Here is a 25,108-nt window from a genome sequence, read left to right as displayed (position 1 = left end):
CCCCCGCCCACCCCCCGCAGGCGGGGGTGCGTCCGGCCGGGTGGCGTCGGGTGGGGGTTGACTTAGCGATCGTTCAGGTTCTCGTTCTACACTCGGGGCACAGTCGAGGACTCGAGGAGGAGCCCCGCGGATGAACGCCGACGAGATCGCCGCCGGACGGGCACGCTGGCAGGCCCGGTACGACGCCGCGCGCAAGCGGGACGCGGACTTCACCACGCTCTCCGGCACCACCGTGCAGCCGGTGTACGGGCCACCCGAGGGGACCGGTTACCCCGGGTTCGAGCGGATCGGCTGGCCGGGCGAGTTCCCGTACACCCGGGGGTTGCATCCGACCGGCTACCGGGGGCGGGCCTGGACGATCCGGCAGTTCGCCGGTTTCGGCAACGCCCAGCAGACCAACGAGCGCTACAAGATGATCCTCGGCGCGGGCGGTGGCGGGCTCTCCGTCGCGTTCGACATGCCGACCCTGATGGGACGCGACTCCGACGACCCGCAGGCGCTCGGCGAGGTCGGCCACTGCGGGGTCGCGGTGGACACCGCCGCCGACATGGAGGCCCTCTTCGACGGCATCGACCTGGCCGGCGTCACCACCTCGATGACCATCTCCGGCCCGGCGGTGCCGGTCTTCTGCATGTACCTGGTCGCCGCCGAGCGGCAGGGCGTCGACCTGTCCAAGCTGGACGGCACGTTGCAGACCGACATCTTCAAGGAGTACATCGCGCAGAAGGAGTGGCTCTTCGACCCCGAGCCGCATCTGCGCCTGATCGGCGACCTGATGGAATACTGCGCCGCCGAGATCCCGCGCTACAAGCCGCTGTCGGTCTCCGGCTACCACATCCGCGAGGCCGGCTCGACCGCCGCGCAGGAGTTGGCGTACACGCTTGCCGACGGGTTCGGCTACGTCGAGCTGGGGCTCTCGCGGGGGTTGGACGTCAACGTCTTCGCCCCCGGGCTGAGCTTCTTCTTCGACGCGCACCTGGACTTCTTCGAGGAGATCGCCAAGTTCCGGGCCGCCCGCCGGATCTGGGCCCGCTGGCTGCGCGACGTCTATGGCGCCACCAGCGAGAAAGCCCTCTGGCTGCGGTTCCACACCCAGACCGCCGGGGTGTCGCTGACCGCGCAACAACCTGTCAACAACGTGGTACGCACCGCGGTGGAGGCCCTGGCGGCGGTGCTCGGCGGCACCAACTCGCTGCACACCAACGCCCTGGACGAGACCCTGGCCCTGCCCACCGACGAATCCGCCGAGATCGCCCTGCGCACCCAGCAGGTGCTGATGGAGGAGATCGGGGTGACAAACGTGGCCGACCCGCTCGGCGGCTCCTGGTACGTCGAGGCGCTGACCGACGCCATCGAGGCCGAGGCGGAGGAGATCTTCGCCCGGATCCGGCAGCTCGGCGGGGACGGCCCGCACCGGATCGGCCCGATGACCTCGGGCATCCTGCGGGGCATCGAGGACGGCTGGTTCACCGGCCACATCGCCGAGTCGGCCTTCGTCTACCAGCAGGCCCTGGAGAAGGGCGACAAGAAGATCGTCGGGGTCAACTGCCACACCGGCACGACCGCCAAGGAGCTGGAGATCCTGCGCATCTCGCACGAGGTGGAGCTGGAGCAGCGTCGGGTGCTCGCCGCGCGCAGGGCCGACCGCGACGACGCGGCGGTGACGGCGGCGGTGCAGCGCATGATCGAGGCCAGCCGCACCGGCGTCAACATGATCCCGCCCATGCTCGACGCCGTCCGCGCCGAAGCCACCCTCGGCGAGATCTGCGACGCCCTCCGCGCCGAATGGGGCACCTACCGCGAACCCGCCCGCTTCTAACCCGGAAGTAGACCCACTTCCTCCCACTGAGGCCCGCTTCCACGCAGCGGAGCCACAAGAACGAACCCCCACCCCACCCGCTGGTCGATCATGGAGTTGTGGTGGGGGCAGAGCGCCTTAAAAGGGGCGTTCCGCCCACCGCAAGTCCATGATCGACGAGGTGGGGTGTGGGGGGTAGTGGGAGGTGAGAGTGGCAACTGTGGGCGTTGTGGCTGAGCCGAGGACAGTGGGGGTCGTGCGAGACTAGGTAACCATGAGCGACCCACGGATCACCTCGTCGATCTTCACCCGCGGCGCGGTCGACCTCAGCGCGCTGCGCGGCACCGCCCCGGCCAGTTCCCGTCCCGCCACACCGAGCCAGACCGGCGCACCCACCGGTCCATCGGGCGGTCCCGCCGCAGGTGGCGGCACCGCCGCGCTCGACGTGACAGAGTCGAACATCCAGTCCGAGGTGCTCGAACGGTCGATGACCACACCCGTGGTGGTCTTCTTCGGCGCGGCCGGCTACCCGGACAGCGACCAGTTCGCCCCGGTGCTGGAGCGGTTGGCGGCCGAGGGCGCCGGCCAGTGGGTCCTCGCCCGGGTCGACGTCCAGGAGAACCCCCGGATCGCGCAGATGTTCCAGATCCAGGCGATCCCCACCGTCTACGCGGTCGTCGGCGGGCGGCCGATCGACGCCTTCCCCGGGGTGATCCCCGAGCCGCAGCTTCGCCAGTGGCTCGCCGCCGTGCTCAAGGCCGGTGGCGTCACCGTGGCCGAGCCGGAGGACCCGCGCCTCGACGAGGCCGACGACGCCCTGATGAGCGGCGACCTGGACGCCGCCGAGCAGGCGTACCGCAAGATCCTGGCCGAGTCCCCGGCGGACGCCGCGGCCGAGGCCGGGTTGGCCCAGGTCGGGGTGGCCCGGCGGGTCGCCGGCGCGGACCCGCAGGCCGCGCTCGCCACCGCACAGGCAAACCCCGACGACGTCGAAGCCCAGCTGCTCGCCGCCGACATCGAGGTGCTCAGCGGGATGGCCGAGCAGGCGTACGCGCGGCTGGTCGGGCTGGTCCGGCGGACCGCCGGCGACGACCGGGACAAGGCCCGCCAACACCTGATCTCGTTGTTCAGCATCGCCGGCCCGGACGACCCCGCCGTGGCCTCCGCCCGCCGCGCCCTGGCCAGCGCCCTGTTCTGAGACCTGACACGCCCGCGCGGGCCGGCCCTCCGGCCGGCCCGCCACCCATCGAGGACGGGAGCCCGTGATGCGCCGAATCGCCGTCCTCGACGCGCCGACCAACCTGGGTCTGCGACCACCCACCTCCACCTCCGTCCCCGGCTGCGGCAAGGCCCCCGGGGCGCTGCGCGACCACGGGCTGCTCGCCCGGCTGGGCGCCCGGGACGCCGGCTGCCTCACCGCCCCCCGGTACGACCCGGGCGACTGGCGGCCCGGCGACGGGGTCTGCCACGCCCGGGAGATCTCCGACTATTCGACGGCGCTCGCCGACCGGATCGGCGCGATCATCGACCGGGGCGAGTTTCCCCTGGTCCTCGGTGGGGACTGCTCGGTGCTGCTCGGCTCGGCGCTGGCCATGCACCGGCTCGGTGAGGCGGTCGGCGGGCGGATCGGGCTGGTCTTCGTCGACGGCCACTCCGACTTCCGGCACCCCGGCAACGCCTCCTACGTCGGCGCGGCGGCGGGGGAGGACCTGGCCCTGGTGACCGGGCGCGGGCAGGCCGACCTGGCCGCCATCGAGGGGCGTCGACCGTACTTCCGGGACATCGACGTGGTGGTGCTCGGCATCCGGGCGCAGGACGAGTACCGGCTCGACCTCCAGGCCGCCGGGATCACCACCCGCCCGGTGCCGGCCCTGCGCGCCGAGGGGGCCGCCCGCAGCGCCCAGTGGGCGCACGAGCAGCTGGCCGACTGCGCCGGTTACTGGGTGCACATCGACGTGGACGTGCTCGACCCGGCGGTGATGCCGGCCGTGGACGCCCCCGACCCCGGTGGGATCGCCTTCGCCGAGCTGGAGATCCTGCTCGCCGGGCTGGTGGACACCCCGCACTGCCTCGGCGTCGAGCTGACCGTCTTCGACCCCGACTACGACCCGGACGGCGCGTACGCCGGCGAGATCGTCAACACGGTCGTCGCCGGGTTGGCCCCGGTGGTCGCCCCGGACGCCGTCGCGCCCCGGCTGCTGCCACCCCGGCCGGTCCAGCCCGACCCGATCCCCGAGGTGGCGGACCGGGCCGAGGAACCGGTGGCCTGACGGTCAGCCGAGGGCGCGGAGGAAGCGCTCGGCGATCGGGACGGCGCTGGCCGTACTCGATCCGCCCTGCTCGACGAAGACGGCGAACGCGACGTCCCCCCGCCAACCGACGAACCAGGCGTGGGTGTGCGCCGGGTCGTCGTCGTACTCGGCGGTGCCGGTCTTGCCGTACACCGGGCCACCCGGAACGTCGGCCAGGGCCTTGCCGGTGCCGGCGGTGACCACCTCGCGCATCATCGTCTTGAGCCCCGCCACCGACCCGGCCTTCAGCGGCGGGCCGGCCTCGGCGGGCGCGGCCGGGGCCGGGTCGAGCACCAGCTTCGGCTGCTCCCAGCGGCCCCGGGCGACGGCGGCGGTGGCCCCGGCCATGGCCAGCGGGCTGACCACTGTGGTGCCCTGGCCGATCGCGGCGGCAGCCTGCTCGGTCGGAGCGTCGCCGGTCGAGACCTTGCCGGTGAAGACGTCCGCGCCGAGATCCCAGCTGCCCTCCAGGCCGAGGGTGCGGCCGGCGGCGGCCAGCCCGTCCGGGCCGAGCTGCGGGGCCAGCGCGACGAACGCGGTGTTGCAGGACTTCGCGAAGTCGGTCCGGAACGGCACCTTGCCCAGGACGAAGTCGTCGGAGTTCTTGAACGACCGACCGTCCACCGCGCGGGTCTTCGGGCAGTCGACGACTGTCTGCGGGGTCACCGCGCCCTTGTCCAGCAGGCCGAGGGCGCTGACCACCTTGAAGGTGGAGCCGGGCGGCACCTGGGCGGTGAAGGCCAGGTTCTCCCCGGCAGCCCCGGGACCGTTGGCGGCGGCGAGCACCGCGCCGTCGCTGATCCGTACCGCCACCACCGCCGCCCGCCGCTTCTCGGCCCGCAACGCGGCGTCGGCGGCGTTCTGGGTGGCCACGTCGAGGCTGGTGCGCACCGGCTGACCGGCGGTCGGCTCCTGCCGGAACGCCTCGGTGACCACCGTGCTGCCGCCCTCGGTGCTGGGCCGGCGGATCTCCACGGTCGTGCCGGGAACGCCGCGCAGCCGCTCGTCGTAGCGGCCCTGGAGGCCACCGTGGCCGACCAGGTCACCCTTGGCGTACCGGTCGGGGTGGGCGGCCAGGTCGTCGGCCTGCGCCTGGTCGACCGTGCCGAGCAGGGCGCGGGCGAACTCCCGGGTGGGGGCCAGGTCGAGCTTCTCGGCCCGGAACTTCGTCCCCGGCAGGTCGTAGATCCGGGACCGGATCTGCCGGTACGCCTCGTCGCGCAACGTCACCACCTCGACGAAGGCGCCCGGATCGGAGTCGGCGAGCCGTTTCGGAAGGTCGGTGAGGTCGACCGGGGGGCTGATCGGCGGCGTGACCGCCTTGAACGCCGCGTCGAGCTTCCCCACCAGGGCCTTGGCGTCGGTGACCTCGCTGGGCTGCAACCCGATCCGGACCACCGGCCGGGGCGTCACGATCGGCTTCCCCGCGCCGTCCAGCACCCCGGCCCGGGGGGCGGCGGTCCGCCGCAGCGTCAGCCGGTCACCCTTCTCCAACTGCTCGTGCAGCACCTGTGGCTCCCAGATCACCTGCCACTGGTCGTCGCCGTCGTGCTGCCGCAGCCGGACCGGCCGCTGGTAGGACCAGTTCACCCCGCCCGGCAGCGCCCACCGGATCTCGACCCGGGTGGTGGCGAGGTTCTTGGTGACCTCGGGGTCACCGCTGCGGCTCAGGGTGGGCGGGGTGGCGGCGAGGTCACCGGAGAGCTTCTTGATCTCCTCGGCGACGGCGGTGGCGGGCACCCTCGCCCCGGTCGGGTCGACGAAGCCCACCTTGTCCAGGTTGCCGGAGCGCCAGCCGGCGAGGAACGCCTCCACGCTGCCGTCGAGCCCGTCGTCGCCGGAGCAGCCGACCAGGGTGCCGGCCGCCAGCACCGAGACGGCCAGGGCCGCGAGACCCCGCCGCAGGGGAGTGCCAGGGCGGTGGTACGGGTACGACAGGGGCATGGAGCTGCACCTTCCGAGTGGCGGGCTGCCCTGCACGCTAGTACGCGATCGCCGCCCGTACTGCCCCGCGCGGTGTGGGCGAGGTGAAGAGGCGGGCGCGGAGGTGTGATGAACATCCCGGGACGGGGTACACGGCACCCGGCCGATCGGGCATCTGCAAGGGCTGCCTGGTCGGTGTCCCGAACCGGACGTCGCAGCGACGGTCCGCCGACGAAGGCACGAAGCGGCAGGGCCTAAGGTGGGGCGGCAGAGTGACCCACAACGCGGTGGGTCGTCGAGGGGAGTGGCACCCATGGACCGGCGTCCGGCGATCAAACCGGGACCCGACCTCCGGCAGAGCGACACCGGCCGGGACGACAGCTTCGATTCGGCCACCGACGGGGACAGCCCGCCGACCGACGGGGACGGCTACGGTCGACTCGACACCGGCGTGACCGGGATGACCGGTTCGAGCATCGACACCCTCTACGACCTGGGTCTTCCGATGGAAGCTCTCGGTGACGACGTGGAGGACGCCGCACTCGACGAGCCGGTGCCCAACGCCGAGCGCCTGGTGGCCCAGGCGGTGGCGCTGGCGGGTGACGACCACGACGCGGCGACCCTGGTGGGTCGGTTCTGGCGGTTCGCGCCGGACGAGGAGCTGATCGGGTTCACCGCCGAGGAGATGCTCGACGCGGCCCGCGCGCACCGGGACCTGGCCCAGCAGCGGGTGCCGGGCGAGCTGAAGCTGCGCATCCACGCACCCGACGCCGACCAGCACCACACCGTCGTCGAGATCGTCACCGACGACATGCCGTTCCTTGTCGACTCGGTCACCGCCCTGCTCAATGCCCACCACCTCGACGTACACCTGCTGGTGCACCCGCTGGTGGTGGTCCGGCGGGAGCCGCTGGGCCGGCTGAGCGAGGTCTCCGCCGACGTGGAGCCGGACGACGCCATCGCCGGTGACCTGGTCGAGAGCTGGATGCGGATCGAGATCGACCCGGTCCGCGACGCCGAGCTGCGGGACCAGCTGCGCCGCGAGTTGCAGCGGGTGCTCACCGACGTGCGGGAGGCCGTCGAGGACTGGCCCAGGATGCGCCAGCAGGCCCTGGCGCTCGCCGACGACCTGGCCTCCGCCCGGACGGCGGGCGACCGGCCGCCGGTGCCGGAGAAGGACATCACCGACTCGGTGGAGCTGCTGCGCTGGCTGGCCCACGACCACTTCACCTTCCTCGGCTACCGGGAGTACCGCCTGGTCGACTCCGGCGGGCAGGGCGGCCCCGCGCTGGAGGCCGTCCTCGGCACCGGCCTGGGCATCCTGCGGTCGGACTCGCCGGAGGCGCGGGCGCTGTCGTCGATGACGCCGGAGGCGCACGAGAAGGTGATGGAGAAGCGGCTGCTGATCATCACCAAGGCGAACTCCCGGGCCACCGTGCACCGCTCGGCCTACCTGGACTACATCGGGTTCAAGATCTTCGACTCGGCCGGCGAGGTGGTCGGCGAGCGGCGGTTCCTCGGCCTGTTCTCCACCGCGGCCTACCGGACCAGCGTCCGGGAGCTGCCTGTGGTCCGCCGCAAGGTGGCCGAGGTGCTGGACCGCTCCGGGCTGAGCCAGCGCAGCCACTCCGGCAAGGACCTGCTCCAGATCCTGGAGACCTACCCGCGTGACGAGCTGTTCCAGATCAAGACCGACGACCTCTACCACGCGGTGGTCGGCGTGCTGAGGATGGCCGGCCGCCGGCAGCTGCGGGTGTTCCTGCGCCGCGACGCGTACGGGCGGTTCATCTCCTGCCTGATCTACCTGCCCCGGGACCGGTTCACCACCCAGAACCGGCTGCGCATGCAGGACATCCTGCTGCGCGAGCTGAACGGGGTCGGGGTGGACTACACCACCCGGGTCACCGAGTCGATGCTGGCCCGGGTGCACTTCATCGTCCGGACCGACCCGAACCGGCCGCCCGGGGAGATCGACGCCGACCTGCTCGCCGAGGAGTTGGCCGACGCCACGAGGCTGTGGGACGACGACTACCGGCTGGTGCTGGAACGCAAACTCGGCGACGAGCAGTCCAAGCACCTGTTCGCCAGGTACGCCGACGCCTTCCCGGAGGGCTACAAGGACGGGCACACGCCGTACGAGGCGATGAAGGACCTGGCCAAGCTGGAGCTGCTGGAGGAGCCCGGCCAGCTGGAGATGCACCTGTTCCGCAAGCAGTGGGCACCCCAGCGCGACGTCGGGGCCGACGAGGCGATGGACGTCCGCTTCAAGGTCTACCGGTACGGCGAGCCGATGATGCTCTCCGCCGTGCTGCCGGTGCTGCACTCGCTCGGCGTCCGGGTGGTCGACGAGCACCCGTACGAGGTGGACCGGATCGACGGCCGGGTCTTCCTCTACGACTTCGGGCTGCGGCTGCCCGAGGGGCACCAGGAGCTGGCCGAGGTGCGCCCGCACGTGGAGAACGCCTTCGCCGCCGCCTGGCGGGGCGAGGCCGAGGTGGACGGCTTCAACGAGCTGGTCCTGCGCGGCGGCCTGACCTGGCGGCAGGTGGTGGTGCTGCGGGCGTACGCGAAGTACCTGCGGCAGACCGGGGCGGTCTTCTCCCAGGAGTACATGGAACAGACCTTCATCGCGTACCCGCAGATCGCCGCGCTGCTGGTGGAGCTCTTCGAGGTGCGATTCGTCCCGGACGGACGGAGCACCGAGCAGCGCCGGGAGCGCAGCGGCGAGCTGGTCGAGGCGATCGGGGCGGCCCTGGACGACGTGGCCAGCCTCGACCAGGACCGGATCCTGCGCGCCTACCTGACGTTGATGCAGGCCACCCTGCGGACCAGCTTCTACCAGAAGCGCGCCGACGGGCGACCCAAGCCGTACGTGGCGTTCAAGCTGGACCCGCAGGCCATTCCGGACCTGCCGGCGCCCCGGCCCAAGTTCGAGATCTTCGTCTACTCGCCCCGGTTCGAGGGTGTGCACCTGCGGTACGGGCCGGTGGCCCGGGGCGGGCTGCGCTGGTCCGACCGGCGGGAGGACTTCCGTACCGAGGTGCTCGGCCTGGTCAAGGCGCAGATGGTGAAGAACGCGGTGATCGTGCCGGTGGGCGCCAAGGGCGGCTTCGTGCTGAAGCAGAAGCCGGGGGACCGGGACGAGGCGGTCGCCTGCTACCAGGAGTTCGTCGGCGCGATGCTCGACGTCACCGACAACATCGTCTCCGGGGAGATCGTCCCGCCGACGGACGTGGTGCGGCACGACCCCGACGACCCCTACCTGGTGGTCGCGGCGGACAAGGGCACCGCGACGTTCTCCGACACCGCCAACCGGATCTCGGCCGCGCACTGCTTCTGGCTGGGCGACGCGTTCGCCTCCGGCGGTTCGGCCGGCTACGACCACAAGAGGATGGGCATCACCGCCCGGGGCGCCTGGGAGTCGGTCAAGCGGCACTTCCGCGAGCTGGGCCACGACACCCAGACGGCCGACTTCACAGTGGTCGGGGTCGGTGACATGTCCGGCGACGTGTTCGGCAACGGGATGCTGCTCTCCGAGCACATCCGGCTGGTGGCCGCGTTCGACCACAGGCACATCTTCCTCGACCCGGACCCGGACGCCGCCGCCTCGTACGCCGAGCGGAAGCGGCTGTTCGACCTGCCCCGGTCGTCCTGGGAGGACTACGACCCGAAGCTGATCTCCGAGGGCGGCGGGATCTTCCCCCGGGGCGCCAAGTCCATCCCGATCACCCCGCAGGTGCGGGCCGCCATCGGCCTGGCCGACGACGTCACCCAGCTCAGCCCGCCGGAGCTGATGAAGGCGATCCTCACCGCACCGGTGGACCTGTTCTGGAACGGCGGCATCGGCACCTACGTGAAGGCGTCCAGCCAGACCAACGCCGAGGTGGGCGACAAGTCCAACGACGCGATCCGGGTGGACGGCAGGAGCCTGCGCTGCCGGGTCGTCGGCGAGGGCGGCAACCTGGGCTGCACCCAGCACGGCCGGATCGAGTACGCGATGACCGGCGGCCGGATCTACACCGACTTCATCGACAACGCGGCCGGGGTGGACTGCTCCGACCACGAGGTGAACATCAAGATCCTGCTCAACACGGCGGTCGCCGACGGCGCGCTGGACGTCCCCGCCCGCGACGAACTGCTCGCCCAGATGACCGACGAGGTCGCCGAGCTGGTGCTGCGGGACAACTACGACCAGGCGCGGGCGATAAACAACTCGCAGGCCCAGGCCGCCTCGCTGCTGCCTGTGCACCGCCGGATGATCAGTGAGCTGGAACGGGCCGGTCAGCTCGACCGGGCGCTGGAGGCGCTGCCCCCGGACGAGGAGCTGGCGGTACGCACCGAGTCCGGGCTCACCGCGCCGGAGTTCGCGGTGCTGCTCGCGTACGTGAAGATCGTGCTGGAGCGGGAGATCCTCAACGAGGGCCTCGCGGACGAGGAGTGGACGACCGACGTCCTGGTCAAGTACTTCCCGACGCCGATGCGCGAGCGGTTCGCCGACCGGATGGCCCAGCACCGGCTGCGCCGGGACATCGTCACCACCGTCCTGGTCAACGAGGCGATCAACCGGGGCGGCATCTCGTTCGTCTTCCGGGTCGTCGAGGAGACGGCCGCGTCGGCGGCCGACGTGATCCGGGCGTACGTGGTGGTCCGCGAGGTCTTCGGGCTGCGGGAGCTGTGGGCCGCGGTCGAGGCGCTCGACAACCAGGTCTCGCCGGAGTTGCAGACGAGCGTCTACCTGGACACCCGGCGGCTGCTCGACCGGGCGGTGCGCTGGCTGGTGACCAACAGGCGCTCGCCGATCGACGTGCCGGCCGAGATCGACCGGCTCCGCGACGGGGTGGCCCGGCTGCTGCCCGACCTCCAGGAGCGGTTCCACGGCAGCGAGCGGGAGTCGCTGCGGGCGCACATCGACGCGATGACCGGCCGGGGACTGCCGCCCGACCTGGCCGAGCAGGCGACCCGGCTGATGTACAGCTTCGGTCTGCTGGACGTGGTGGAGACGGCCCGGACCGGTGGGCGGGACGTCGGCGAGGTGGCCTCGGTCTACTTCGTGCTCTCCGACCGGTTCCGGGTGGACTCGCTGCTGTCGAAGATCTCCCTGCTGCCGCGTGAGGACCGCTGGCAGACGCTGGCCCGGATGGCGCTGCGCTACGACCTGTACGCCGCGCTGGCCGCGCTCACCGGGGAGGTGCTCGACTCCACGCCGGACGACCTGCCGCCGCAGGAGCGGGTGCTCCAGTGGGAACAGTCGAACGCCACCTCGATCCACCGGGCGAACCGGGCCATGGGGGAGTTCGACGAGTCGCGGGCCGACCTCGCCTCGCTGTCGGTGCTGCTGCGACAGATCCGTACCCTGGTGCGGACGTCCGGCGCCGCCTGACCGTACGCCGACCCGCGCCTCCGGTTCGGAGGCGCGGGTCGTTTTCTCCCGCCCGCAGGTGCGGGTCCGCACGCGACAGTGGTCGCGGACGGGGTCAGGACGTCAGCGTGGCGAAGACGATCACGTTGTCCCGGTAGCTGCCCGCACCCTGGTCGAACTGGCCGCCGCAGGTCACCACCCGTAGTCCGGGGCGGTCGTTCGGGCCGTACACCTGCTCGGTGGGGAACTGCTCCTTGGGGTAGGACCGCACCTCGTCGACGGTGAAGGTGGCGACGCTACCGTCCGCCCGGGTCACCGCGACGAGGTCGCCCGGCAGCAGCGCGCCGAGTTGGAAGAAGACCGCCGGACCGAGCTTCGCCGAGTCGACGTGCCCGACGATCACCGCGTTGCCGGTCTCGCCGGGGCTGGTCCCCGGCTCGTACCAGCCGGCGCGCTGGGCCTGGTCCAGCGGGGGCACCTGGACCGTGCCGTCCGGGTTGGTGCCCAACGGCATGATCTCCGCGTTGACCCCGATCTTGGGGATGGTGATGGTGGTGGGGGCGGACCGGGGCAGCGGAACGGGACCCGGTGGGACGCTCGCGTCGGCGGGCACCTGGGCGTCCGGGTCGTCCACCGGCCCGGTGTCCTCGCCGGGGGTGGTCGCCGGGGCGGGCTGCGGCGCGGACTGGGCCGCGGGCTGCGGTGGACGCGGCGGGGGCGCGCTGCGGATCGACGCACCGACCAGGCCGGAGCCGGCCATGGCGAGTAGGACGACGACGGCCGCGCCGGCGGCACGCCACGGTCTCCCGTGACGGCCGCCGGCCCGTGTCGCCGTCAGGTCAGCCGAGCTCATCGGCCCGACGCCGACGCATCAGCACGATGCCGCCGAGGGCTGCCGCACCGATCATGCCCGCTCCACCGGCGACCATGCTCCGGTCGGCACCGGTGGTGGTCATCCCACCGTCGCCGCCGTCGACGTGCCCCTTCGGCAGGACGACCAGTTCGCCCTCGCCGCACGAGCCCTCCAGCTCGTACTTGCCCGGACGGGCGTCCTCGGAGACCTTGGCTTCGCCGTAGTAGACGAAGTCCTTCTTGTGCTCCCAGCCGCCCTCGTCCTTGCCGTAGCCGGACTCCTCGTCCTGGCCGTACTCGTCGTGGCCCAGCCACTCCTCCTCGCCGTAGCCCGGCTTGCCGTGTTCGTCGGACTCTTCGCCCGCACCCGGCTTGCCGTGTTCGTCGGACTCTTCGCCCGCACCCGGCTTGCCGTGTTCGTCGGGCTTGCCGTGCTCTTCGCCCTTGCCCTCTTCGCCCTTGCCGTGTTCGTCGGACTCTTCGCCCGCACCCGGCTTGCCGTGTTCGTCGGGCTTGCCGTGCTCCTCACCCTTGCCCTCTTCGCCCTTGCCTCCGTGGTCCGGGCCCTGGTCGGCGGCCATGAAGCCACCGCCCTGACCGTCGGCCGGGGGCTGCCCCCCGCCGTCGGCCGGAGGCTGTCCACCCTCGGCCGGGGGCTGGGGCTTGGGACCGTTGCCGTCGGGGCCCTTTCCGTCCGGGCCCTTGCCGTGGTCCTCGCCCTTGCCCTCCTCGCCCTTGCCGTGTCCCTCGTCCTTGCCGTGCTCTTCGCCCTTGCCCTCTTCGTCCTTCCCGTCGCCGTGGTCCTCGCCCCGGCCGTCGGCCGGCTTGAGCTTGACCTTGCCGGTGACCTTGGACCAGACGAAGGCCTGCTCCTGCGGTTCCGGGCAGATGGCGATGAGTTTGACCTCCTCGCCGGGCTTGACGACGTGCGGCTTGGCGAAGACCTTGCCGTCCCGGCTCTCGCCGTCGTGGTGACCGTCCGCGAACGCGATCCCCGGCGAGAAGACCAGAAGGGACGCGCCACCGAGAGCGGCACCCGCGACGACCTTCCCGAGCATCTTGTTAGCCATGACCTGCGTCACTCCATCCCCTGTTGTCCTGAGCCCGACGACAGTCGAGCTATGACCGACGTTAGACCGTTTCACGACTTATCCGGGGAAAGATTCGTGTTTTCGGCTTTACCGATGATCACGGCTTTACGGGTTCAAGGCCGGTTGTGTCGGCATTGTCGCCACGGTGCGCGGTTGCTGTCCGCCCGGCGGAGCTGGGCGGGGATACGCTCGACGGGGTCGGAGTCACCTGGCGGGCGTTGCGGGCAGGTTGCCGCGAGGTATCGAGCCATTGCCATGGAAGCGCTCCCATGCAAGAATCCGTGTACGCGGTTCGGGGAGCCACACCGCGTGCGGCAGATGTCGAGGGCAACCGGTGCACCGGACGACGTCACCGCCGACCGGTCCCACGGGACCGGTGCAGCTCGCCACCACCACGCCCGTCCCCCCAGGCCGGGCACCCCCGAGATGTCCCGTTGGCGCCGGGGTCGTCCGTACCCCAGGACGCTCACGCGCCACTTGCCGGTCCCCACGCGGTGCCGGTCTCGCCCAAGGAGTGCAAAAGGCATGAATCTGTGGAGAAGTCTGTCCGCCCGACGCCGGGCGTTCGCCCTCACCGGGGCGAGCGTGCTGGTCGCGGGCGGGCTCGTGACCATCCCGGTCACCGCGGCGCAGGCCGCCACCCAGTGCAGCATCGACTACACCAGCAACGACTGGTCCGGTGGTTTCACCGCGAGCGTCACCATCCGCAACGTGGGTGACCCGATCAGCTCCTGGAACCTCGGCTTCACCTTCCCCAACAGCAGCCAGCGGGTCACCCAGGGCTGGTCGGCCAAGTGGACGCAGAGCGGCCAGAACGTGACCGCCACCAACGAGGCCTACAACGGCTCGCTGGGCCGTGGGGCCAGCACCACCCTCGGCTTCAACGGCTCGTGGAGCGGCAGCAACCCCAAGCCGACCTCGTTCACCCTGAACGGCGTGGTCTGCAACGGTGGCGTCACGCCCACCACCGCGCCGCCGACCACCGCGCCGCCCACCACGGCCCCGCCGACCACCGCGCCGCCCACGACGGCGCCGCCGACGACTCCGCCGGTCACCACCCCGCCGGGGCAGAAGGTGGACAACCCGTACGCCGGGGTCAAGGGCTACGTGAACCCGGAGTGGAAGGCCCACGCGGACGCCGAGGCCGGTGGCAGCCGGATCTCCAACAACCCGACCGCGGTGTGGCTGGACCGGATCGCCGCGATCAACGGCACCACCGACAGCAGCTCCAACGGCGCGATGGGCGTCAAGGACCACCTGGACGCAGCACTCGCCCAGGGTGCCGGCTACATCCAGTTCGTGATCTACAACCTGCCCGGCCGGGACTGCTCGGCGCTCGCCTCCAACGGTGAGCTGGCCGCCGACGAACTGCCGCGCTACAAGTCGGAGTACATCGACCCGATCGCCGCGATCCAGAGCAACGCCAAGTACGCCAGCCTGCGGATCATCAACATCGTCGAGATCGACTCGCTGCCGAACCTGGTGACCAACACCTCCGGCAACGCCGGTGGCACCGTGCAGTGCGACGTGGTGAAGGCCAACGGCGCGTACGTCAACGGCGTCGGCTACGCCCTGGCCAAGCTGGGCCCGATCGGCAACGTCTACAACTACATCGACGCCGGTCACCACGGCTGGCTGGGCTGGGACACCAACTTCGGCCCGACCGCCGACATCCTGAAGACCGCCGCCGTCGCGTCCGGCAGCACCGTGAACAACGTGCACGGCTTCATCACCAACACGGCGAACTACTCCGCCCTGAAGGAGCCGTACATCAAGATCACCGACTCGGTGAACGGCCAGACCGTCCGCCAGTCCAAGTGGATCGACTGGAACTTCTACGTCGACGAGCTGACCTTCGCCCAGGCGTTCCGCGACAAGCTGGTCTCGGTCGGCTTCAACAGCAACATCGGCATGCTGATCGACACCTCCCGCAACGGCTGGGGCGGCACCGCCCGGCCCACCGGCCCGGGTGCGACGACCAGCGTCGACACCTACGTCAACGGTGGTCGTGTCGACCGTCGGCTCCACGCCGGCAACTGGTGCAACCAGGCCGGTGCGGGCCTCGGCGAGCGGCCGAAGGCCAACCCCGAGCCGGGCATCGACGCCTACGTCTGGGTGAAGCCCCCGGGTGAGTCCGACGGCTCCAGCTCCCTCATCCCGAACAACGAGGGCAAGGGCTTCGACCGGATGTGCGACCCGACCTACACCGGTAACGCCCGTAACGGCAACAGCATGAGCGGCGCCCTGCCCAACGCGCCGATCTCCGGCGCCTGGTTCTCCGCGCAGTTCCAGGAGCTCATGAAGAACGCCTACCCGGCGCTCTGACGAACCTGCCCGCCGCGGCTGGAGTGAGGCACTGACGCGGTAGGGCGCACCCGGGCCCCCGGTCCGACCGAGAGGTTGGACCGGGGGCCCACCCGTATGCCAGGGCGCGGGCTCAGGGAACTGTGCGTTCCACAGCGGCCCGGCCCAGCTCGGCCAGATCCCGCCGGGCCCGTTCCAGGTTCTCCGGCGTCAGGTCCTGCCCGCGCGCCATGACCAGGTCCTCCGGCTCCCAGGGCTGCTCGGCCCCGGTACGGATGCCGTCCCCGCCGGCCCCGGTGCCGGTCCCGGTGGCCCCGGTGCCGGCCGCGTACGGGTCACCGATCAGGTCGCCGGGCTGGGCGTCGGTCGCCGCCGGCCGGTCACCCGGCGCGGTGAACGTCGGGTCGTCCGGGTCGGTGCCACCGGCGCCGGCCAGCTGCGGCACGGTGGAGTCGTCGTCCACCGCGGCGGCCACCTCCGGGCTCTCCTCCATCGGTCGGCTCGGGTCACGATCGGTCATGGTGCCGCCCTCCTGTCCCAGACGCGTTCCCGCGATCCGGGTACCCCGTCCGGGCGGCCCCATGCCGGGAGCGGATCAGACCTCCCGGGCCTCCTCGGTGGTGGGCGGCACCACCGGGCGCAGCCACTGCCAGGCCAGCATGAACAGCCCGAAGGCCAGCATCGCCAGCCCGGCCCAGAGGTTGATCCGGACGCCCTGTGCCTTGTCGATCTCGGCAGCCGAGTCGAAGACGCCGACCAGCCCGACGATCACCCCGTACGCGACGAAGAGGCCACCGATCACCCGGCGGATGTCGAACAGCCGGGCGGCGGCGGACCGCTTCCGTTCGTTCTCGGTCTCCTCGACCTGCGGGTCGTTCGCCCGCTCGCTGTGCTGGTCCATGTCCTACGCCTCCCTCTCGTGACCGACCGGGCTCAGAAGACCGGGATGTAGAAGAGCACGGCCAGCACCAGCGCGATCGCGCCGAGCAGCACCGGCGACCGCCACCAGACCTGGTCCCCGGTGAGCACGTCGCCCTTCAGGTCGACCCCGCCCATGCCGTAGACCAGACCCTTCAACTCCTCGGCCCGCTTGGGCCGGGTCAGCGGGGTGACCACCGCGGCCACCACGGCGACCGTGACGAACGCGATGCCCGCGCCCCAGAAGCTCTCCTCCAGGTCGGAGTTGAAGTGCACCACGCCGGCCTTGTAGAGCAGGTAGGTCGCCAGCGCGGCCAGGGTGCCCGCCAGCAGCGACCAGAAGCCGGCCAGCGCGCTCATCCGCTTCCAGAACATGCCGATGATGAAGGTCGCGAAGAGCGGGGCGTTGAACAGCGAGAAGAGCGCCTGGATGTAGTTCATGATGTTGCTGAACCCGGCGGCGATGAACGCGGTGCCGATGCCGACCACCACGCCGGCCACTGTCGCGATCCGACCGATCCGGATGTAGTACTCGTCGGGCCGGTCCCTGCGGACGTACGCCTGCCAGATGTCGTAGGTGAAGACGGTGTTGAAGCCGCTGACGTTGGCCGCCATGCCGGCCATGAACGAGGCGACCAGGCCGGTGACCGCGATCCCGAGCACCCCGTTGGGCAGCAGGTCGCGCATCAGCAGCGGAATGGCGTTGTTGTAGACCAGGTCGCCGGACTCGGCACCCAGCCCCTTGACGGTGACCAGCGCGATCAGGCCGGGGACCACTGTCACCACCGGGATGACCAGCTTCGGGTACGCGGCGATGATCGGCGTACGCCGGGCGGCGCTCATGTTCTTGGCCGACAGCGCCCGCTGCACCTCGGCGAAGTTGGTCGTCCAGTAGCCGAAGGACAACACGAAACCGAGCCCGAACACGATGCCCAGCCAGTGCGCGCCGAGCGGGTTGGCGGTGCTGCCGGTGCCCTCCCAGGCGTGCAGTCCGGCCTCACCCAGCTTGGAGTCGCGGACCGACTCCATCAGGCCGGACCAGCCGCCCACCTTCACCAGGCCGATGACGGTGATCGGCACCAGACCGGCCACGATGACGAAGAACTGGAGCACCTCGTTGTAGATCGCGCCGGTGAGCCCGCCGACGGTGATGTACGCCAGCACGATCGCCGCGCCGACGACGATCGCCAGCCAGAGCGGCCAGCCGAGCAGCGCCTGCATGATCAGCGCCAGCGCGTACAGGTTGACCCCGGCGATCAGCACCTGGGCCACCGCGAAGCTGATCGCGTTCAGCAGGTGGGTCGGGCGGTTGAACCGCAGCCGCAGGTACTCGGGGACGCTGCGCACCCGGGAGCCGTAGTAGAAGGGCATCATCACGATGCCCAGGAAGATCATCGCCGGCACGGCGCCGATCCAGTAGTAGTGGACGGTCATGATGCCGTACTGCGCGCCGTTGGCGGCCATCCCGATGATCTCCAGCGCGCCCAGGTTGGCCGAGACGAAGGCCAGACCGGTCACCCAGGCGGGCAGCGAACGCCCGGAGAGGAAGAAGTCGACGCTGGTGCGGATCGCCCGGCGGGCGGCGAAGCCGACGCCCAGCACGGTGACGAAGTAGAGCGCGAGGATGCCGTAGTCCAACACGTTCATGTTCAGTCTGAGTCCGGCACCGTCCATCGTCCCGCCACCCTTCCGCCGCGCCGTCGGCACTCGCCGGGGGCGCTATTACCCCTCGTGCGGAGTTTCATGCCGTCCGTCCGGGTCGAACTCGGGGTGAGCCGACGACGCCCCGGCCGGGAGTGGCTCCGGCCGGGGCGTCGACTGGTTCGGCAATGGTGGTCGGGTCTGCGCCAGGGCCTCGGCGGCCCGGTGCGCGGGGTCAGCGGCCCAGCACGCGGTCCAGGAAGTCCCGGTACTGGCGGACCGCCACCCGGAGCTGCTCGGTGTCGGCCTCACCGGCACCCTGCCAGCCACCCAGCTTCTCCTTCTGCGCGGCAAGCGCCTCGGAGAGGGCGTGGATCGCCTCCTCGACGAGCGACTGCGCCTCGTCGGCAGCGGCCCGGGGGTCGTCGACGAAACGGAGCTGGACGTCGCGCCAGCGGTCCCGGAACCCCTGCGCGGCGTCCGCCTCGAACAGGGTGGCGGCGTCGCTCGGCACGTTCCCGGTGGACACCTGGCCGGCATCCGCCGCCACCGCCGCACCTGCCGCGCCGCCGTCGGCCGCCACCGTCGTCACCCCGCCGGAGGCCGCCGCGTCGGGGTCGACCAGGGCGGGGTCGGCGCTGCCGTATCCGGCGGTGTCGGTCTCCGACAGGTCGCCGGGAGCGACCCGGTCGACGACGTCCGGGCCGCCGTGCCGCCCCCGGTCGTGGATCCGGTCCGCCGCGGTCGGGTCGGCCCGCTCGTCGTCGAACGGCTCGGTACGCCCCGGTGCCCCGTCGCCGGGCAGTGCGGTGTCCTCGTCCCGGGCGTCCCGTTCGTCCTGCGGTCGCCCACCGGCCAACGCCGACGCGGCTACCGCATCGCCCACGCTCGTCGCCCCGAAGGCGGTCGGCAGGGGAGCCGGCTCGTGGAACTCCGGGCGGCCGTCGCCGTCCGGGTCGGTCACGGTGTCCCGGTCGGCCCTGGCGTCCCCGTCTGTGGCGTCGGTGTACCCCGCGTCCGGGGGTGGCACCGCCACCGGAGTGGACCGGACGGTCTCCGGGTGGTCGTTGTCGAGCTGTCGTTCTTCCTGGCGCATGACGGTGTTCTCCTCAGCGGGTGGTGGCGTCCTGGGCGCTGTCCGGGTGCTGCTGTTCGGTGGGGCGGTGTCCGACAGGTTCCTCGCCGAGCAGGTCGGCGAAGAGGGCCCGGTAGTGGACGACCGCCTGGCGGAGGTCCTCGGTGCCGGCCTCGCCCCGCTCGTTGCGTACCCGGATCTCGTGCGCCTCCCGGTAGTGGGTCAGGGTGCGGGCGTGCTCCACCGAGAGGTGGGCTGCCTGCTCGGTGAACTCCCCGGTCGGGTAACCGCGGTCGGCGATCAGTCGGCTGACCAGCTCGTCGGCGTCGCCGACGGTTTCCGCCGGCGAGTCGACGAAGCGGACCTGGAGCTCCTCCCAGGCGGCGGCGTAACGGGCCCGGTCCTGCGGGCTGAGCGGGGTGAGCTCCAGCTCCGCGTGGCGGCGCTCCCGTTCGCGCAGTTCCCGCTCGGCGGCACCGCGGCTGTCCTGCTCGGCGACCACCCGGTCGTACTCCGGGCCGAACCGGGACCTGAGGGCACGCCGGCGGTTGGCCACCACGGCCACGGCGACCAGCGCCGCCACCACCAGTACGACGAGAACCAGTAGGACTATCTGCGTGGGCGACATGGCTCCTCCTTCCTCTGCGGTATTCCCTCCCCGCACTGATCACCAATCCCGATCCGCTGAATTTCCTCCACCGGGTGCCGCCGCGGACCGCGCCGAACCGGTCACCACGGACGTGGGGCACGATCCGGGTGGAAAAACCTGATCACGATTCCGGTCGGCCGCCGGGGAGCGGCCGACGGGTCGACGTGGGCCTGCTGCCCACCGTCGATGCCTGGTCAACCTGGTGGCGACCCGATGCTCCGCAGGCCCGCGCGGGGAGGTCGGCGGACCGGGCGACGACGACGCAGCGGTGACGCCGGGGGACGCACGGTAGTGCTGAGCGTCAGGATTACGTATCCTGCCCAAGGTGCCGTGCCGGTGCCCGGCGCCGATGCCGGAACCACCCGGCCACCGCCGACACTCCGCCCCGGGCGAGGACTGATGGACACCCGCGACTGGCCGATCCGCGCCAAGCTGACCGCCCTGGTCGTCACCCCGGTGGCCGCCCTGCTGGCGCTCTGGATCTTCGCCACCACGTTGACCTTCGGGCCGGCGCTCGACCTGCTCGCCGCCCGGACCCTGCTGTCGGACTTCGGTCGTCCCGGCGAGCGGGTGGTGGCCGAGCTGCAACGCGAGCGCCGGGCCTCGGTGGTCCAACTGGCCGGCACCGAGACCCTGCCCGCCCTCGCCGAACAGCGGCGACGCACCGACGAGGCGATCCTCGAACTCCGTCGGAGGATGGCCGGCGAGCAGCTCCGGGACGCCGCCGGCGACCTGCTCGACGCCCGGCTCGACGCGCTCGGCGCCGCCCTGGAGGCGCTGCCGGCCGGTCGGGGATTCATCGACCGCAGGCAGGTCGACCGGGCCGGTGCGATCGGGCTCTACAGCGGAATGATCTCCTCGGCGTTCCAGGCGTTCGCCGCGACGGCGGCCCTGCCCGACGCCGAGCTGAACCGGCAGGCGCTCGCCCTGACCGCGGTCGGCCGCTCCCGTGAGCTGCTCGGCCAGACCGACGCGGTGCTGGCCGGTGCGTTCGTCACCGGCCGGTTCACCGAGGGCGAGCACCTACGGCTGGTGCAGACCATCGCCAACGAGCGGTTCCTCGTCGAGACGGCCGTGGCCGACCTGCCGGCCGCCGACCGGGCCGCCTACCAGCGGCTGGTGGAGGGGGAGGCGTTCGTCCGGCTGCGCACCATGCAGGAGCGGCTGCTGACCGCCGGGCCGTCCGCCGCTCCACCCGTCGACGCGCGGAACTGGCAGGCCAGCCAGGAAGCGGTCCAGCAGGAGTTGCGGGACTTCGAACTGAGTCAGGCCGACGGGCTGGCCGAGCGCTCCGTACCGGTCGCCGTCACGATCCTGGTCCGGCTCGGTGCCGCCGGGGTGTTGGGGCTCGTCGCGATCGTGGTGTCGCTGCTGGTCGCCGTCCGGGTCGGCCGGACGCTGGCCCGCCGGTTGACCGCGGTCCGCAGCGCCGCGCTCGAACTGGCCGGGCACCGGCTGCCCGACGTGGTGGCCCGGTTGCGCCGGGGCGAGCCGGTCGACGTGGCCCGGGAGGCACCGCCGCTGTCCTACGGCGCGGACGAGATCGGCGACGTGGGCCGGGCGTTCACCGAGGTCAGCCGGGTGGCGGTCCGCTCGGCGATCGACGAGGTGACACTGCGACGCGGGTTGAACGAGGTCTTCCTCAACCTCGCCCGACGCAGTCAGGGGCTGGTGCACCGGCAGCTCGCCGTGCTCGACCGGATGGAGCGCCGCGCCGAGGACCCGGACGAACTGGCCGAGTTGTTCCGCGTCGACCACCTGGCGACCCGGCTGCGCCGGCACGCCGAGGACCTGGTCATCCTGGCCGGGGCGGCCCCGGGGCGGGGCTGGCGGCAGCCGGTCGCCGTGCTGGACGTGCTGCGCGGCGCGATCTCCGAGGTGGAGGCGTACGACCGGGTGGACATCGGTCGGGTCGAGTCGGCCGGGCTGCTCGGCCGGGCCGTCGCCGACGTCATCCACCTGCTCGCCGAGCTGATCGAGAACGCCACCGCGTTCTCCCCACCGCAGCGTCGGGTCGAGGTGACCGGGGCGGCGACGGCCGACGGCTACCTCGTCGAGATCATCGACCACGGGCTCGGGATGTCCCCGCAGGCGGTCGAGGACGCCAACCGGCGACTTGCCACCCCGCCGGAGTTCGACCCGGCCGACAGCGCCCGGCTCGGCCTGTTCGTGGTGTCCCGGCTGGCCGCCCGGCACGACGTCCGGGTCACTCTGCGGGCCGGGACCACGGTCGGGCTCACCGCGCTGGTGCACGTCCCGGCCGACCTGGTCACCGAGGAACCGCCTGTCGCCCCGCCGGCCCGCGACCGGCCGGCGACCCGGTTGACCACCCTGCCCCGGCCACGGACCACCCGGGCCGTCCGGGCCCGGCCGGAGCCGACCGTGCTGCCGTTCGCCCCGGCCCGTACCTCCTCGGTGGAGGCGGCCCCCGACGGCGAGGGGCTGCCCCGCCGGGTCCGTCGCCAGGGGCCGGTGGCCCGCCCACGTCCGGCAGCCGGTCACGACGCGCCCACCGCCCGCTCGCCCGAGGAGGTACGGCGGCAGATGTCGGCCCTCCAGGCCGGTACCGCCCGGGGTCGCCTGGAGAGCAGCGGCGTCCATCCGGTGTCGCCGGTCCGGCCCGACCCGACCGTCGGTGACGACCCGGGGAGGCGGGACGACGCCGTTGCACAGTCGCCGGCCGGTCCGGTGGCGACGCCCGATTCCACCGCGACTGAGAGGGACGCCTAGTGGTGCACACGACAAGGCAGAACGCCGACCTCGGCTGGTTGCTCGACGAGCTGGTCGAGCGGGTGCCGGCCGCCCGGCAGGCGGTGGTCCTCTCCGCCGACGGCCTGCTGCTCGGCGCCTCCGCCGGGCTGGAGCGCGCCGACGCCGAACACCTCTGCGCACTGGCGTCGGGCTTCTCCAGCCTGGCCAAGGGGGCCAGCAGGCAGTTGGCCGCCGGTGGGGTGCGGCAGACCGTGGTGGAGATGGAGGAGGCGTACCTCTTCGTGACCGCCGCCGGGCAGGGCGCCTGCCTCGCGGTCGCCTGCGCGGCGGACGCCGACATCGGCCTGGTGGCGTACGAGATGGCGATGCTCGTCGTCCGGGTCGGCGAGAACCTGACCGCGCCGGCCAGGGCGGCGGTGGGGATCGCCGATGCGGGCTGAGCAGCCGGGCCCCCAGCACGAGTGGTTGGACGGTGCGGCCGGCCCGGTCGTCCGCCCGTACACCCTCACCGGTGGTCGGGTGCGGCCCGCCGTCGGCGGCTTCGACCTGGTGGCCTTCGTCCTGGCCGCGGCGGGCGTCGACCCGTACGGTCAGCCGGGCCTGCAACCGGAGCACCGCCGGCTGGTGGAGTACGCCCGGCACCCGGTGGCGGTCGTGGACCTCGCCGCCGACCTGGACCTCGCCCTCGGGGTGGTCCAGGTCCTCCTCGGTGACCTGCTCGCCCGGGGGCTGGTCACCGTGCACGAGCCGCCGGCCACCGCCGGCATTCCCGACGACGACATCCTCAAGGCGGTGGTCAGTGGACTACGTGCGCTCTGATCGCGACTCCTCACCGGCCAGGCTGCCCCTGGCCCTGAAGATCCTCATCGCCGGCGGTTTCGGCGCCGGCAAGACGACCCTGGTGAGCGCGCTCAGTGAGGTCCGGCCGTTGCAGACCGAGGAGGTGCTGACCGACGCCGGCATCGGCACCGACGACCTCTCCGGGGTGGAGGGCAAGTCGACCACCACGGTGGCGATGGACTTCGGTCGGATCACCATCACCGACGATCTCCAGGTCTACCTGTTCGGCACCCCGGGGCAGGACCGGTTCTGGTTCCTCTGGGACGAGTTGGCCTTCGGCGCGCTCGGCGCGGTGGTGCTGGCCGACACCCGTCGGCTGGCCGACTGCTTTCCGTCGATCGACTACTTCGAGCAGCGCGGCATCCCGTTCGTGGTGGGGGTCAACTGCTTCGAGGACACCCGCCGGTTCGGCGTCGACGCGGTCCGGCAGGCGTTGGACATCGAGCCGGAGGTGCCTGTGGTGCTCTGCGACGCCCGGGACCGGCAGTCCGGCAAGCTGGTGCTGATCTCGCTGGTCGAGCACGTGGCGCGGCAGCGCGGCGAGCCGGTGCCGGTAGGCTGACCGACCCGGTCCGGTTCGACGGAGGGTGGTGCGGTGACGGGCACGATCGTGCACATCGGTGGTTACACGGCGCAGACGGGTGGGCGTGGTGAGGGCATCGTCGCCGCCCGACGGGATCCGGAGTCGGGGGAGTTGACCCCCCTCGGCACGGTCGCGGTGACCCCGGCACCGTCCTTCCTCGTCCGCCATCCCGACCGGCCGGTGCTCTACGCGGTCAACGAGCTGCCGGAGGGGCAGGTCAGTGCCTTCGACGTCGATCCCGACGGCGGGCTGACCCCGTTGGGGGTGTGGTCGACCGGGGGTGCCGAGCCGGCCCACCTGGCGGTCGCCCCCGACGGTGGGCACCTCTTCGTCGCCAACTACGGCGGAGGCAGCGTCGCCGTCCTGCCGTTGGACGGACGCGGGGTGCCGGGGGAGCGCACCGACCTGGTGGTGCACCAGGGGCACGGCCCGGATCCGGAGCGTCAGGAGCAGGCGCACTGCCACATGGTGTCGCCGGATCCCGGCGCCGGCCCGCTGCTCGCCGTGGACCTGGGCACCGACTCGGTCTACCGCTACGACCTGGACGTCGGCTCGGGCCGGCTGACGCCGCGGGCGCCCCGGGTGCGGACGGTCCCCGGTACCGGCCCCCGGCATCTGGCCCGGCACCCCGACGGGCGGCGCTGCTGGCTCGTCGGCGAGCTGGACGCGACGGTGACCGCCTACGAGGTGACCGCCGACGGGGTGCTGCACCAGCGGGGTCGGGTGGACGCCAGTGCGCGGGCCGGTCACGTCCAGCCGTCGGAGGTCACCGTCGGGCCGGACGGCCGGTTCCTCTACGTGGGTAACCGCGGGGTGGGCACGGTGGCGGTCTTCGCCCTCGACGGGGAGCTGCCCCGGCTGGTCGACGAGGTGGCCACCGGCGGGGAGTGGCCCCGCCACTTCGCGCTGCGCGGGCGGCACCTCTATGTGGCCGACGAGCGGGCCGACATGATCCGGGTGTTTTGGGTCGACCCCGACTCGGGCGTGCCGTCGCCGGTGTGCGAGCCGTTCCCCACCCCCAGCCCCACCTGCGTACTGCCCTGATCCCTGGGCTGTCCGGTGTGGTTCAGTG

17 protein-coding genes and 1 pseudogene are annotated in these 25,108 nt (G+C 72.1%); 10 read left to right on the top strand and 8 right to left on the bottom strand.

Going from position 1 to position 25,108, the window contains the following annotated elements; genetic code table 11:
* The first annotated feature begins 130 nt into the window (after window positions 1-130).
* The 3 genes and pseudogenes from AC0AIB_RS09965 to AC0AIB_RS09955 all read left to right on the top strand — a co-directional run.
* The gene (locus tag AC0AIB_RS09965; protein ID WP_328343517.1) at window positions 131-1,819 is read left to right on the top strand and encodes an acyl-CoA mutase large subunit family protein; all 1,689 of its coding nucleotides are present in this window, start codon (window positions 131-133) and stop codon (window positions 1,817-1,819) included.
* Between the two features lie 253 nt (window positions 1,820-2,072).
* A complete protein-coding gene (locus tag AC0AIB_RS09960) occupies window positions 2,073-2,996 on the top strand; it encodes a tetratricopeptide repeat protein (RefSeq protein ID WP_328343519.1) in 924 nt (307 codons plus the stop codon).
* A 64-nt stretch (window positions 2,997-3,060) separates the two neighbouring features.
* Window positions 3,061-4,065, top strand: a pseudogene (locus tag AC0AIB_RS09955) (arginase family protein); the annotation flags it as partial.
* A 6-nt stretch (window positions 4,066-4,071) separates the two neighbouring features.
* Here the strand turns inward: AC0AIB_RS09955 and AC0AIB_RS09950 are convergent.
* Window positions 4,072-6,033: a penicillin-binding transpeptidase domain-containing protein gene (locus AC0AIB_RS09950; protein ID WP_465096465.1), complete on the bottom strand. Its 1,962-nt coding sequence runs from the start codon at window positions 6,031-6,033 to the stop codon at window positions 4,072-4,074.
* 292 nt (window positions 6,034-6,325) lie between these two features.
* On the opposite strand from AC0AIB_RS09950, the gene AC0AIB_RS09945 reads away from it, so the two are divergent.
* Window positions 6,326-11,392, top strand: coding sequence for an NAD-glutamate dehydrogenase (locus tag AC0AIB_RS09945; RefSeq protein WP_328343523.1), 5,067 nt, complete (start codon window positions 6,326-6,328; stop codon window positions 11,390-11,392).
* A gap of 94 nt (window positions 11,393-11,486) precedes the next feature.
* Here AC0AIB_RS09945 and AC0AIB_RS09940 read toward each other — a convergent pair whose 3' ends face one another.
* Window positions 11,487-12,209 carry a class F sortase gene (locus AC0AIB_RS09940; RefSeq protein WP_328349083.1) on the bottom strand — a complete coding sequence of 241 codons (723 nt, stop codon included), beginning with the start codon at window positions 12,207-12,209 and terminating at the stop codon, window positions 11,487-11,489.
* A 1-nt stretch (window position 12,210) separates the two neighbouring features.
* On the bottom strand, window positions 12,211-13,293 hold the full coding sequence (locus AC0AIB_RS09935; RefSeq protein WP_465096464.1) for a hypothetical protein: 1,083 nt from the start codon (window positions 13,291-13,293) through the stop codon (window positions 12,211-12,213).
* Between the two features lie 546 nt (window positions 13,294-13,839).
* Here AC0AIB_RS09935 and AC0AIB_RS09930 point away from each other — a divergent pair.
* Window positions 13,840-15,639 (top strand): glycoside hydrolase family 6 protein, encoded by a 1,800-nt coding sequence (locus AC0AIB_RS09930; RefSeq protein WP_465096463.1) that lies wholly within the window; start codon window positions 13,840-13,842, stop codon window positions 15,637-15,639.
* A 112-nt stretch (window positions 15,640-15,751) separates the two neighbouring features.
* Here the strand turns inward: AC0AIB_RS09930 and AC0AIB_RS09925 are convergent, their stop codons facing one another.
* The 5 genes from AC0AIB_RS09925 to AC0AIB_RS09905 form a co-directional block, all read right to left on the bottom strand.
* Window positions 15,752-16,138, bottom strand: a complete 387-nt coding sequence (locus tag AC0AIB_RS09925; RefSeq protein WP_465096462.1) for a hypothetical protein — start codon at window positions 16,136-16,138, stop codon at window positions 15,752-15,754.
* A 75-nt stretch (window positions 16,139-16,213) separates the two neighbouring features.
* Window positions 16,214-16,519: a hypothetical protein gene (locus AC0AIB_RS09920; protein ID WP_328343531.1), complete on the bottom strand. Its 306-nt coding sequence runs from the start codon at window positions 16,517-16,519 to the stop codon at window positions 16,214-16,216.
* Window positions 16,520-16,551: 32 nt separating this feature from the next.
* Complete coding sequence (locus tag AC0AIB_RS09915; protein WP_328343533.1) at window positions 16,552-18,210, bottom strand: sodium:solute symporter family protein; 1,659 nt, start codon at window positions 18,208-18,210, stop codon at window positions 16,552-16,554.
* Window positions 18,211-18,412: 202 nt separating this feature from the next.
* Window positions 18,413-19,273 (bottom strand): hypothetical protein, encoded by an 861-nt coding sequence (locus tag AC0AIB_RS09910; protein ID WP_465096461.1) that lies wholly within the window; start codon window positions 19,271-19,273, stop codon window positions 18,413-18,415.
* 13 nt (window positions 19,274-19,286) lie between these two features.
* Window positions 19,287-19,880 carry a hypothetical protein gene (locus AC0AIB_RS09905; RefSeq protein ID WP_328343536.1) on the bottom strand — a complete coding sequence of 198 codons (594 nt, stop codon included), beginning with the start codon at window positions 19,878-19,880 and terminating at the stop codon, window positions 19,287-19,289.
* Between the two features lie 420 nt (window positions 19,881-20,300).
* Here AC0AIB_RS09905 and AC0AIB_RS09900 point away from each other — a divergent pair, with 420 nt between their 5' ends.
* From AC0AIB_RS09900 to AC0AIB_RS09880, 5 genes are read left to right on the top strand one after another with little or no spacing between them, the layout of a single operon-like run.
* Window positions 20,301-22,631, top strand: a complete 2,331-nt coding sequence (locus tag AC0AIB_RS09900) for a sensor histidine kinase (RefSeq protein ID WP_465096460.1) — start codon at window positions 20,301-20,303, stop codon at window positions 22,629-22,631.
* Window positions 22,631-23,053, top strand: coding sequence for a roadblock/LC7 domain-containing protein (locus AC0AIB_RS09895; RefSeq protein ID WP_328343540.1), 423 nt, complete (start codon window positions 22,631-22,633; stop codon window positions 23,051-23,053). Before AC0AIB_RS09900 ends, AC0AIB_RS09895 begins: the two co-directional genes overlap by 1 nt.
* Window positions 23,043-23,432 carry a DUF742 domain-containing protein gene (locus AC0AIB_RS09890; protein ID WP_328343541.1) on the top strand — a complete coding sequence of 130 codons (390 nt, stop codon included), beginning with the start codon at window positions 23,043-23,045 and terminating at the stop codon, window positions 23,430-23,432. Before AC0AIB_RS09895 ends, AC0AIB_RS09890 begins: the two co-directional genes overlap by 11 nt.
* On the top strand, window positions 23,413-24,015 hold the full coding sequence (locus AC0AIB_RS09885; RefSeq protein WP_328343543.1) for a GTP-binding protein: 603 nt from the start codon (window positions 23,413-23,415) through the stop codon (window positions 24,013-24,015). The genes AC0AIB_RS09890 and AC0AIB_RS09885 overlap by 20 nt, the downstream gene beginning before the upstream one ends.
* 33 nt (window positions 24,016-24,048) lie before the next feature.
* Window positions 24,049-25,080 (top strand): lactonase family protein, encoded by a 1,032-nt coding sequence (locus AC0AIB_RS09880; protein WP_328343545.1) that lies wholly within the window; start codon window positions 24,049-24,051, stop codon window positions 25,078-25,080.
* Window positions 25,081-25,108: the final 28 nt, after the last annotated feature.

The sequence above is a fragment of the Micromonospora sp. DSM 43699 genome (assembly GCF_055517075.1).
This window is presented reverse-complemented; position numbering and strand designations above follow the sequence as displayed.